The sequence below is a fragment of the Stenotrophomonas sp. GD03958 genome, from assembly GCF_029839005.1.
In the GTDB taxonomy this organism is placed as follows: Bacteria; Pseudomonadota; Gammaproteobacteria; order Xanthomonadales; family Xanthomonadaceae; genus Stenotrophomonas; species Stenotrophomonas hibiscicola.
Window position 1 is genome coordinate 1 of the sequence record NZ_JAOBZT010000098.1, and the last position, 12,401, is coordinate 12,401.

The 12,401-nt window shown below is 67.9% G+C and carries 8 protein-coding genes; 7 read left to right on the forward strand and 1 reads right to left on the reverse strand.

Annotation, left to right across the window (positions count from 1 at the left end; all coding sequences use genetic code 11):
- Positions 1-539 precede the first annotated feature (539 nt).
- The 7 genes from N5C25_RS19065 to N5C25_RS19095 all read left to right on the forward strand — a co-directional run bounded on the left by N5C25_RS19065 (position 540) and on the right by N5C25_RS19095 (position 10,667).
- Positions 540-971, forward strand: a complete 432-nt coding sequence (locus N5C25_RS19065) for a DUF2946 domain-containing protein (protein WP_279937650.1) — start codon at positions 540-542, stop codon at positions 969-971.
- 71 nt (positions 972-1,042) lie between these two features.
- Positions 1,043-3,106 (forward strand): TonB-dependent copper receptor, encoded by a 2,064-nt coding sequence (locus N5C25_RS19070; RefSeq protein WP_279937652.1) that lies wholly within the window; start codon positions 1,043-1,045, stop codon positions 3,104-3,106.
- A 275-nt stretch (positions 3,107-3,381) separates the two neighbouring features.
- Positions 3,382-4,488, forward strand: coding sequence for an efflux RND transporter periplasmic adaptor subunit (locus N5C25_RS19075; RefSeq protein ID WP_049448774.1), 1,107 nt, complete (start codon positions 3,382-3,384; stop codon positions 4,486-4,488).
- Positions 4,485-7,610, forward strand: coding sequence for an efflux RND transporter permease subunit (locus tag N5C25_RS19080; protein ID WP_279937653.1), 3,126 nt, complete (start codon positions 4,485-4,487; stop codon positions 7,608-7,610). Before N5C25_RS19075 ends, N5C25_RS19080 begins: the two co-directional genes overlap by 4 nt.
- Positions 7,603-8,142: a GNAT family N-acetyltransferase gene (locus N5C25_RS19085; protein WP_279937654.1), complete on the forward strand. Its 540-nt coding sequence runs from the start codon at positions 7,603-7,605 to the stop codon at positions 8,140-8,142. Before N5C25_RS19080 ends, N5C25_RS19085 begins: the two co-directional genes overlap by 8 nt.
- A 179-nt stretch (positions 8,143-8,321) precedes the next feature.
- Positions 8,322-9,833, forward strand: coding sequence for an alanine/glycine:cation symporter family protein (locus N5C25_RS19090; RefSeq protein WP_021202003.1), 1,512 nt, complete (start codon positions 8,322-8,324; stop codon positions 9,831-9,833).
- Positions 9,834-10,667: a TrmH family RNA methyltransferase gene (locus N5C25_RS19095; protein ID WP_279937656.1), complete on the forward strand. Its 834-nt coding sequence runs from the start codon at positions 9,834-9,836 to the stop codon at positions 10,665-10,667. It abuts the gene before it with no gap.
- A gap of 163 nt (positions 10,668-10,830) precedes the next feature.
- Here N5C25_RS19095 and N5C25_RS19100 read toward each other — a convergent pair whose 3' ends face one another.
- Complete coding sequence (locus N5C25_RS19100; protein ID WP_058982076.1) at positions 10,831-12,252, reverse strand: M28 family peptidase; 1,422 nt, start codon at positions 12,250-12,252, stop codon at positions 10,831-10,833.
- Between the last annotated feature and the right edge of the window lie 149 nt (positions 12,253-12,401).

Here is a 12,401-nt window from a genome sequence, read left to right on the forward strand (position 1 = left end):
CGATGGCGCCATCCATGGCGCCAACGGTCCTGCCTGCCCACACCGCCCCACCTCTGACAGATCCCGATGGCTGTTGGTAGGTGTCGACCTTGGTCGACACGATAGATCCACGCCATGCGTGGATGCTTTTCGATTCCAGTTCGAAATATTCGATTCCGATGGAGATTCATCCACGCATGGCGTGGATCTACTGCAGATCGCAGAGATCTGTCGAAGGCGGGGTGGGTCCGGTTGCGGGAGTGTCCGCGGCATGGATGCTGCGGCCAAGCCCCCATGGGTGAGGGCGCTTTGCTTGCGAAGCACTGCTTCGCAAGCGCCCGAACGCACAGCCGCCAGCGGCTGGGCCGGACCGCGGAGCGGGGTTTACGGCGTCTCCCGCAACCGGACCCACCCCGCCTACCCACAGGAAGCCGGCTTTTGCTTCGGCTGTTGCTGTTGCTCCAGCTCGCAGCGGGTGCAGCGCGCAGCCCTGCCGATAACCCCCCTCCTGCGACGGTTCGTCGCACGGGTAACCCAGGACCCGCCTCTACACTAGCGGGGTGACCCGCCTGTCCCGCCCGCAGCGTCTTCTGCTCCAGCTCGCCATCCTGGCGACGCTGCTGATGGTGCTTGCGCCGCTGGTCAGCCGCGCGCTGCAGGTGCCGCCGATGGACCACACCGCAATGGCGGGCATGGACCACGCCGCCATGGGCCATGACATGCACGACATGGCCATGGCCGGGCACGATCAGCACGGCGCCGCGCCGGCAGTGCCCCGCCCCGCGGCCGATCCCCACGCCATGCATGGCGAAGCCTGCGAATACTGCGTACTGGCCATGCGCCTGCTGCCATGGCTGGCGGTGCTGGTGCTGCTGTTGCCGCTGCTGTGGCGGCCGCGCCTGGTGTTCCCGTGGTCGCAACGGGTGCTGCCCGCACCGCACTGGCCCGCACACGCCGCACGTGGGCCACCGCGCGTCTCCATCGTCCGCTGATATCCCCGTGAATCTGCCGCACGACGCCTGACCGGGCGCCGTGCGCGCGTGCGTACCTTGGAGCTGTTCCGATGAAAATGACTTCCCGCCCCGCGGGCGCCTGCGCGCGCCTGCCGGTTGCCCTTGGCCTGGCCGTGACCACGTCACTGGCCTACGCTGCGCCTGCCGAAGAGGCGCGTACCCTCGATACGATGGTGGTCACCGCCGCCGCACCGTCCTCGCCGCTGCACTGGGTGACCGACCCACGCCTGCCGCGGCAGCCGGTGCCGGCCAGTGATGGTGCCGATTACCTGAAAACCGTTCCCGGATTCTCTGCCATCCGCAATGGCGGCACCAACGGCGACCCGGTGCTGCGCGGCATGTTCGGTTCGCGCCTGAACATCCTCAGCAACGACGGCAACCTGATCGGTGCCTGCCCGTCGCGCATGGACAATCCGCTGTCCTACATCGCGCCGGAAAGCTTCGACCGGTTGACCATCATCAAGGGCCCGCAGAGCGTGCGCTGGGGCGCAGGTGCCTCGGCCGGTACCGTGCGCTTCGAGCGCGACACGCCGCGCTTCGATGAACCAGGCCTGCGTGCCGATGCCAGCGCGTTGGTCGGCTCGCGCAACCGCAACGACCAGGTGCTGGACCTGACCCTGGGCAATCCGACCGGCTATGTGCGCGCCAGCGGCAACCGGTCCGAGGCCGATGACTACAAGGACGGCCACGGTGATGTGGTGCCGTCGAAGTGGCGCAAGTGGAACGGTGACGTGGCCATCGGCTGGACGCCGGATGCCGACACGCTGCTGGAAATCTCCGCCGGTGCCGGCGATGCCATTGCGCGCTACGCCGGGCGCGGCATGGACGGTGCTGCGTTCGAACGCACCAGCTATGCCGCGCGCTTCGAGAAGCGCAACCTGCCCGGTGCGTGGGATACGTTGCAGGCCAACGTGTACTACAACGAAGCCGACCATGTGATGGACAACTACACGCTGCGCACGCCGAACCCGCACAGCATGATGCCGATGCCGATGGCCTCGAACGTGGACCGCCGTACCCAGGGCGGCCGGGTCAGTTCCGAGTGGCGTTGGCAGGACGTGCAACTGGTGGCCGGTGTGGATGGCGAAGACAGCCGCCATCGTGGCCGCATGGGCATGGGCCGCGACACCTACCGCCAGGCCGCCTGGGAGACCGATGCCAACTTCCGCCGCTACGGCGTGTTCACCGAGTTGACCCTGGGCGCCGGCACCGACCAGCGCTGGATCAGTGGCCTGCGCATCGACCGTGCCAGCGTCCGCGATGAGCGGCAATCGATCCGCGGCATGATGGGCAACCGGCCCAATCCCAGCGCCGGGCAGACGCGCAAGGAATGGCTCGGCAGCGGTTTCCTGCGTTACGAGCAGGACCTTGCCGATCGCCTGACCTGGTACGCCGGCCTCGGTCACAGTGAGCGCATGCCCGACTACTGGGAGCTGTTCTCGCCCAACCATGGCCCGGCCGGTGCAGTGAACGCGTTCACCGGCGTGCAGCCCGAGCGCACCACCCAGCTCGACGTCGGCCTGCAGTACAAGGGGCCGCGTGTGCAGGCGTGGGTTTCGGCGTACGCCGGGCAGATCCAGGACTACATCCTGTTCACCTACCACGGCAGCGGCATGATGGGCATGAGCCAGGCCCGCAACGTCGATGCGCGCATCGCCGGTGCCGAAGCCGGGCTGGAAGTGAGCCTGGCCGGGCAGTGGAAGCTGGGTGGCACGCTGGCCTATGCCTGGGGTGAGAACCGCGACCAGCAGCGTCCGTTGCCGCAGATGCCACCGCTGGAAGCGCGCCTGAGTGCGAACTGGGAAGGCGAGCGCTGGAGTGCCGGTGCGCTGCTGCGCGCGGTGACCCACCAGCATCGTGTCGCCGATGGCCAGGGCAATGTGGTAGCGCAGGACCTGGGGCCGAGTGCCGGCTTCGCCACCTTCGGGCTCAACGCAGCCTACCGTTTCAGTTCGCAGCTGCAGCTCAGCGCGGGCGTCGACAACCTGTTCGACCGCGCCTACAGCGAGCACCTGAACCTGGCCGGCAGTGCCGACTTCGGCTTCCCGGCCGACCCGGTGCGCATCAACGAGCCCGGGCGCAGCCTGTGGATGAAGGTGAACTACCGGTACTGATCCGCCGGGTGCAAAAAAAACCGGGGCCGGATCCCCGCCAGGATCCGTCCCCGCCCGACGCCCTCTGTCGGGCAGCTTCGACTCTACGATGGCAACGCCCGTGGTGCACGGCTGGATACAACCCGACACACGCCGACACCGCCAAGGGCAGCCTTGCACGGAACGGGTTCAAGGCGCTATCACGGCTTCGGTTCCACGATGGTAAACGCTTGGCACATACCGCTTTTGCGGGGCCTTGCCTACACTCGGCGGCCGTGGATCAATCAGGATCATTCATGTTGGCTCGTATCGCTTCGACCCTGGCCCTTGGCCTCAGCCTGGCCGTGTTGGCCGGGTGCGCAGGCAAACAGGAGGCCGCCGCGCGTCGGCAGGGCGAAGCAGTGCCGGTCACGGCGCAGGTGGTGCAGCCCATGCAGTGGAACGACACGCTGCAGGCGCTGGGCACGGCCAAGGCGCGCGAGTCGATCAGCGTCACCGCCAAGGTCAGCGAAATCGTCGAGAAGGTGCATTTCGAAAGCGGCCAGCACATCGCCGCCGGCGCACCGATCGTGACGCTGCGCGGGCAGGCCCAGGAAGCGGCGCTGGTGCAGGCGCAGGCCACCTTCCACGAGGCCGACCAGTTGTACAAGCGCCAGCGCGAGCTGGCCTCCCAGCGGCTGGTGTCCAGCGCCACGCTGGATACGCAGAAGTCGATCCGTGACGCCGCCGAGGCGCGCGTGATGCAGATGCAGGCCGACATCGGTGATCGCCGTGTACGCGCACCGTTCGCCGGCGTGCTCGGCATCCGCCAGGTCAGCCCCGGCTCGCTGGTGACCCCGACCACGGTCATCGCCACGCTCGACGACATCGAGCACATGCACATCGATTTCCAGGTGCCGGAAGTGGAACTGGCCGCACTGGGCGTCGGTGACAAGGTCAGCGCCACCAGCGTAGCGTGGCCGGGCCGCACCTTCGAGGGCGTGGTCAGTACCATCGACGCACGCATCGACCCGGCGACCCGTGCGGTGACCGTGCGCGGCGATTTCGCCAACAGCGACCACGCGCTGCGCCCGGGCATGCTGCTGGACGTGCGCCTGTTCCGCCCCGAGCGCCCGGCGCTGGTGGTGCCGGAAATCGCCGTGGTGCAGGTGGGCCGCGACACGTTCGTGTACCGCATCAAGAGCGACGACAGCGTTGAGCGCGTGGACGTGGTGACCGGTGCGCGCCGTGCCGGCGTGGTTGAGATCAAGCAGGGCCTGGAAGCCGGCCAGCGCATCGTGGTCGATGGCACCGGCAAGCTGCGCCCGGGCCTGAAGGTCGCGGCCAAGGATGCGGCCCCGGCCAGCGGTGCCAAGCCGGCGGATGCACCGGCGCCGGTCGCGGCCGAGGGCCACGGCGGATGAAGCTGTCCGACATCTCCATCCAGCGGCCGGTGTTCGCCGTGGTGATGAGCCTGTTGCTGCTGGTGCTGGGCGTGATGTCCTTCACCCGCCTGACCCTGCGCGAACTGCCCGCCATCGATCCGCCGATCGTGTCGGTGTCGGTGGACTACACCGGCGCCTCGGCGGCGGTCATCGAAAGCCGCATCACCCAGGTGCTGGAAGATGCGCTGGCCGGCATCGAAGGCATCGATACGATCAATGCGCGCAGCACCAACGGCCGCTCGCAGGTCAGCATCGAGTTCACCTCCAACCGCGATATCGAAGCGGCGGCCAATGACGTGCGCGATGCGGTCAGCCGCGTCGCCGACCGCATGCCCGAAGAAGCGCGTCCGCCGGAAATCGCCAAGGTCGAGAGCGATGCCGACCCGATCATCTGGTTCAACATGGTCTCTTCGACCATGGACACGCTGGAACTGAGCGATTACGCCGACCGCTATGTGGTCGACCGCTTCTCCAGCCTCGACGGCGTGGCCCAGGTCCGCATCGGCGGCCGCCAGCGCTATGCGATGCGCATCTGGCTGGACCGTGACCAGCTGGCCGCACGTGGGCTGACCACCGGCGACGTGGAAACCGCACTGCGCAACGAGAACGTGGAACTGCCGGCCGGCCGCATCGAGTCGACCGACCGTGATTTCACCCTGCGCGTGGAGCGCAACTACATCAAGCCCGAGGATTTCGCGACCATCCCGCTGGGCAAGGGCCGCGACGGCTACGTGGTGCGCATGGGCGACGTGGCGAAGATCGAACTGGCCTCGGCCGAGCGCCGCGCCTACTACCGCAGTAACGGCGAGCCGGGCATCGGCCTGGGTATCGTCAAGACCTCCACCGCCAACTCGCTGGACGTGGCGCGCACCGCGCGCGCTGAAGCCGAGCGGGTAGCACTGACCCTGCCCAAGGGCACGCAGATCTTTGTTGCGTTCGACAACACCACCTTCATCGAAGCCGCCGTTGATCGCGTCTACGCCACGCTGGTGGAGGCGATGATCCTGGTGCTGGCGGTGATCTGGCTGTTCCTCGGCAGCTTCCGTGCCGCACTGATTCCGGCGGTGACCGTGCCGGTCTGCCTGGTGGCCGCGTTCATCGCACTGTACGCGTTCGACTTCTCGATCAACCTGCTGACCCTGTTGGCACTGGTGCTGTGCATCGGCCTGGTGGTGGACGATGCGATCGTGGTGGTGGAAAACGTGCAGCGCCGCATCGACCTGGGCGAGCCCCCACTGGTGGCCTCCAAGCGCGGTACCACGCAGGTTGCCTTCGCGGTGATAGCCACCACCGCCGTGCTGGTGGCGGTGTTCCTGCCGGTCGGCTTCCTGGAAGGCAATACCGGGCGCCTGTTCCGCGAGCTGGCGGTGGCGCTGGCGGCAGCGGTGGCGCTGTCCGCATTCGTAGCGCTGACGCTGACGCCGATGATGGCGTCCAAGCTGCTCAAGCCGCACACCGGGCAGGCACCACGTGGCCTGCATGGCTTCATCAACCGCAATCTGGAGCGCCTGGCCTCGGGCTATGGTCGCGTGCTCGACCACCATGTCGACCGCACCTGGATCTACCTGCTGGTGATGGTGGCCGCACTGGCTGCCAGCTGGGGCCTGCTCAAGCTGCTGCCGTCGGAACTGGCGCCGGCCGAAGACCGCGGTTCGTTCCAGATCATGATCGACGGCCCGGAAGGCGCCGGCTACGACTACACCGTGCAGCAGGTGCAGCAGGTGGAAGCGATGCTGGCACCGCATGTCGGCCCGGACAAGCCGATCGTGCGTGCCAACCCCCGCGTGCCGGGCGGCTGGGGCGCCAGCGAGGAAATGCACACCGGCCGCGTCAGCATCTTCCTGCAGCCGTGGCGCCAGCGCAGCGAGGGGACGCCTGAAGTGGCCGACGCGCTGCAGAAAGAACTGGACACCATCCGCGGCGTGCGCGTGCGCACGCAGGTGGGCGGTGGCCTGGTGCGCAGTGGCGGGCAGCCGTTCCAGATCGTGCTGGGCGGCCCCGAATATGCCGAGATCGCGCAGTGGCGCGACCGCATCCTGCTGCGCATGGCCGACAATCCCGGCCTGGTCGGCCCCGACTCGGACTACAAGGAAACCCGGCCGCAAATGCGGGTGAACATCGACCGCCAGCGCGCGGCCGACCTCGGCGTGCCGGTCACCGCGATCGGATCGGCGCTGGAAACCATGATGGGTTCGCGCCGCGTCACCACCTTCGTCGACAACGGCGAGGAGTACGACGTGCTGGTGCAGGCCGGGCGCGATGGCCGTGCCAGCCCGGCCGACCTGGCCGCGATCCGCGTGCGTGCCACCTCCGGCGAGCTGGTGCCGCTGTCCAACCTGGTCACGCTGAGCGAAGTGGCCGAGGCCGGCACCCTGAACCGCTTCAACCGACTGCGTTCGATCACCATCAGCGCCGGCCTGGCGCCGGGCTATCCGCTGGGTGAGGCCATCGCCTGGGCGCAGCAGGTCACGCGCGAAGAGCTGCCGCAGTACGCGCAGGTGAACTGGAAGGGCGAATCGCGCGAATACCAGAGCGCCGGTGGCGCGGTGCTGCTGACCTTCGCGATGGCCCTGCTGGTGGTCTATCTGGTGCTGGCCGCGCAGTTCGAAAGCTTCATCCACCCGCTCACCATCATGCTGACCGTGCCGCTGGGTGTGCTCGGTGCGCTGGTCGGCCTGTGGGTGAGTGGCGGCACGGTGAACCTGTTCAGCCAGATCGGCATCGTGATGCTGGTTGGCCTGGCCGCGAAGAACGGCATCCTCATCGTCGAATTCGCCAACCAGCTGCGCGATGACGGGCGCACGGTGCGCGAGGCGATCATCGAATCGGCGATGGTGCGCCTGCGCCCGATCCTGATGACCTCGATCGCCACCGTGGTCGGCGCGATCCCGCTGGTGGTCGCCGGTGGCCCCGGCTCGGCCAGCCGTGGCACGATCGGTATCGTGATCATCTTCGGCGTAACTCTTTCGACCTTCCTGTCGCTGTTCGTGGTGCCGGCGTTCTACGCACGGCTGGCCCCGTACACCCGCTCGCCGGAAGCGGTGAAGCGCGAGCTGGAGAAGCAGGAAGCGGAATCGCCGTCGGTGGGTGGCCATGCCTGACCCGACCACCGTGCTGCGAGGTGAAGGCTTCCAATTGCGCCCCTGGCGCCCGGATGATCTGGAATCGCTGCTGCACCACGCCAACGACGCCGAGGTGTCACGCGGTCTGCGCGACCGCTTCCCTTACCCGTACACGCGCGGGGATGGCGAGGCGTTCCTCGCCGGCCGCGTGCTGGCTCCCGGCACCCTGAACCTGGCCATCGAGATCGACGGCCAGGCCTGCGGCAGTATCAGCGCCCAGCAGGGCGTGGCCGAGCGTGGGCATACCGCCGAACTGGGTTACTGGCTGGGCCGGGCCTACTGGGGCCAGGGCCTGATGACCCGGGTGGTCGGTGTGTTTGCGCCTTGGGTGATGGACGAGCTGCGCCTGTTCAGGCTGCAGGCCACGGTGGTCGACTTCAACCTCGGCTCGGCGCGGGTGCTGGAGAAGAACGGCTTCCAGGAAGAGGGCGTGGAGCGCTGCGCGGTCCACAAGCGCGGCGTGCTGCACGACCTGCGCCGCTTCGCCCGGGTACGCACGCAGCTGCCCTGAACGCGCGGGCTGGCCGCTGTAGCGCCGAGCCCATGCTCGGCTGATCCCGGGGCCCAAGCCGGGCATGGGCTCGGCGCTACAAGACAGCGCTACCGCGGCGGCCTTCGATCAGGGAGAATCGACCGGTCCCCTCCAGCCGACGGGACGTCCTTACAACCCGCCGACTGGAGAGAGCGCGCGTGGAAGCAACCGTACACTTCATCAACAGCATCATCTGGAGCAAGGCACTGATCTTCGTGTGCCTGGGCGCCGGCCTGTTCTTCAGCCTGCGCACGCGCTTCATGCAGATCCGTGGCTTCTTCGAAATGTGCCGCCTCACCGTCAGGGGTGAGAAATCCGACGCCGGCGTGTCCTCGTTCCAGGCCCTGGCCATGTCGATGGCCGGCCGCATGGGCATCGGCAACATCGCCGGCGTGGCCACGGCCATCGCCTTCGGCGGCCCCGGTGCGATCTTCTGGATGTGGGTGATGGGCTTCCTCGGCGCGTCCACGTCGTACGTGGAATGCACCCTGGCGCAGATCTACAAGACCAAGGACGCCGAAGGCCGCTACCGCGGTGGCCCGGCGTACTACATCGAAAAGGCCATGGGCCTGAAGTGGTACGCGCTGGCCTTCGCCATCGCCACGATCATCGCCGCAGGTTTCCTGATGCCGGGCGTGCAGGCCAATGCCATCGCCGACAGCATCATCAACGCCTGCCGTGGCACCGCGCTGTGCGGGCCGCTCGACGGCCAGGCCTTCGGCATGGAATCGGTGCAGGCGCTGAAGCTGGGCATCGGCATCGTGGTCGCGCTGCTGCTGGGCGTGGTGATCTTCGGTGGCGTCAAACGCATCGCCAACTTCGCCGAAGTGGTGGTGCCGTTCATGGCTGCCGGTTTCATCCTGATGGCCATCATCATCATGGTCATCAACTACGACCGCGTGCCGGAAATGTTCGGCATCATCTTCCAGAGTGCCTTCGGCACGCATGCCGCATTCGGCGCGATGATGGGCCTGGCGGTGGAGTGGGGCATCAAGCGCGGCATCTACGCCAACGAAGCCGGCCAGGGTTCGGGCCCGCATGCAGCGGCCGCCTCGGAAGTCTCGCACCCGGCCAAGCAGGGCTATGTGCAGGCATTCGCCATCTACTTCGACACCATGATGGTGTGCACCGCCACCGCGTTCCTCATCCTGGCCAGCGGCACCTACAACGTGTACTCGCCGGCAGGTGCCAGCGCACCGCCGATCTTCCAGGGCCTGGCCGGCATTCCGGAAGGCGCGGGCTACGCGCAGGCGGGTGTGGAAGCGGTGCTGCCGGGCTGGGGCTCGGCGTTCGTGTCCATCGCCATCTTCTTCTTCGCCTTCACCACCATCATGGCGTACTACTACATGGCCGAGACCAACCTCAGCTATGTAAACCACAACAGGAAGCGCCCGCTGACGGTGCTGGTGCTGCGCCTGGGCATCATCGGCATGGTGGTGTTCGGCGCGTTCCACAATGCCACCCTGGCCTGGGCGCTGGGCGACATCGGCGTGGGCCTGATGGCCTGGCTGAACATCATTGCCATCCTCATCATCCAGAAGCCGGCGATGCTGGCCCTGCGTGACTACGAACGACAGAAGAAGCTGGGCCTGGATCCGGTGTTCGACCCCGATGCCCTGGGCATCAAGAACGCCGATTTCTGGCGCCAGCGCAAGCAGGAGAGTGTGTAAGTGAACAACCCTTGGAACAACCGCCGCCCGTCCGCCCGTCCGCCGCGCGCAACGCCGTTGCCGCGCCCGGAGGTGCCGGCCACGGGCGGTGGTGGACGCGGTGGCAGCGACGAGCTGCGCCTGTACGGCCTGAATGCCGTGCTGGCCGCGTTCGAAGCGCGGCCACAGGCGCTGCGCAAGCTGTACCTGCTGGAGGCGCGCATTCCGCGCCTGCAGCCGCTGCTGAAGTGGTGCGTGGCCAACCGCGTGGGGTATCGCGTGGTTGAAGACGGCGATCTGAACAAGCTCGCCGGCACCACCCATCACGAAGGCGTGGTGGCCGACATACTGCGCGCACCGGCACTGCCGCTGGCGCAGTGGCTGCAGCAGGTCGGTGACGGCCCGGCGCTGGCGCTGTGGCTTGATGGCGTGGGCAACCCGCACAACCTCGGCGCGATCCTGCGCTCGGCCGCACACTTCGGCGCCAAGGCGCTGCTGCTGCCGGCCGGCAGCACGCTGGCGCTGTCCGGTGCCGCCGCGCGCGTGGCCGAGGGCGGTGCAGAAGCGGTGCCGCTGGTGCAACTGCCGGAGACCGCTCAGGCAATGGCACAACTGCGCGCAGCCGGTTTTGGCCTGGCCGCAACCCTGGTCGAGGGCGGTGATGACGTGTTCCGCGCGTCGTTGCCGGCCCGCCTGGTCTACGTGATGGGCGCGGAAGGTGAAGGCATGGATCGCGGTTTGGCCAGTCAGTGTGACCAGCAGCTGTCGATTCCGGGCAGCGGCGCGGTTGAAAGCCTGAATGTTGCTTCCGCCACGGCCGTGCTGCTGGCGCAGTGGGCGAGCAGCCGCGGCTGAGTGACGCCCGGTGGGTGCGAACCCTGGTTCGCACCGCTCGTGCCGCTGTGCTTGCCGGGCATGGCCCGGCGCTACCGATGCGGGATCTGACTTGGTGGGTGCGAACCTTGGTTCGCACCGCTCTTCCCGCCGCAAACGCCGGGCATGGCCCGGCGCTACCGCATCATTCGTTCGGCGGCGTGGTCGCCTTGGCCTCGCTGCCGAAGCTGCCATCGGCTTCCGCCGCCAGGTAGGCGAACACAGTATATGCGGCCACGTTCTGTGCCAGTGCCTTCGGGTCGATCTTGTCCAGCGTGTCGTCGGCGGTGTGGTGCAGGTGGAAGTAGTCCGAGCCGTCCTGCGCCAGCCACGCCCACGCACCGCCCTTGGCAGCCAGCGGACCGACGTCCGGGCCCGGGCCACCCTTGTCGGCCTGGTATTCGATGCCCAGCGGCTTCATCACTTCGGCAATCTGCCTCGTCGCTTCACGCGAGCCGTCCGGATTCGGCGAACCGGTATTGAAGGCGTAGATGCGGCCTGCGCCGAAGTCGCTCTCGGCGGCCAGCTGGTGCAGGGCTACGTCCTTCGCGTGCGCTTCGGCATAGGCCTTGCCGCCATACAGGCCCTGTTCCTCGTTGGCGAAGGCGATCACGCGGATGGTGCGCTTCGGTGCCTGCTTCAGCTGGCCGATCAGGTGGCCTGCGGCCATGGTGATGCCCACGCCCGCGCCGTCATCCACCGCGCCGGTGCCCAGGTCCCACGAATCCAGATGTCCGCCGATCACCACTACTTCCTTCGGCAGGCTGCGGCCGGTGATCTCGCCGATCACGTTGTACGAGGTCGCCGTACCATCCCAGCCGCAGTCCAGCGCCACCTTCACCGTGGTGCTGCCACGGGCCAGCAGGCGGGCCAGCTGGTCGGCATCGGGCACCGACAGTGCCGCAGACGGCACCGGGGTCAGGCCGTCATCGAAACGGGTGATGCCGGTGTGCGGCACGCGGTGCGAGTCGGTGCCGGCCGAACGCATCAGGAAACCGACCGCGCCCTTGCGGATCGCCTCGGACGGACCCTTGCTGCGGATCGCGCCGCCGCGGCCGTAGTCGCGGCCATCGCGGAACGGCAGCATCTGGTAATCGACGAAGGCGATCTTGCCCTTGAGCGAACCGGCCGGCGCCGCCTGCAGTGCGGCCAGGTCGGCGAAGCGCACCACCTCGGCTTCAACGGTGCCGCCCGGGCTGCCGCCCAGTGCGGTGATCTGCAGCGGCTGCGGATTTTTGCCGGTCACGGCAGCGTGTTCACTGCGGCGCTCCCACTTCGGGAAGGTCACCGGTTCCTTCCACACCTTGTCGAAGCCCAGTGCCTTGAACTTGGCTTCGGCCCAGGCCACGGCGCGGGCGTCAGCCTCGCTGCCGGCGATGCGCGGGCCGATCTCGGTGGTGAGCGATTCGACCACCTTCCAGCCGGTGTCATCGGCCAAGGCCTGGTCGCGCAGCTGTGCGGCGGTGGCCAGCGACGCCGGGGGCAGGGTAGTGGTGTGCGGCGCCGCGAAGGCCGGGGCGGCCAGCAGGGCGAGGGAGGATGCGATGGCAAGAACGCGGCGACGCATGGACAACTCCGGGAAGGGACCTAAGCCTTGGAGCTTAACAGTCGTTCAGCCCGGCGCATGGGCGGGAGGTCATGGCTGGCGCGGATGCTGTTTCCCGCCAGATGCAGCAAAGCGAAAGCCCCGCCGGGGCGGGGCTTTCGCCTGCTTCT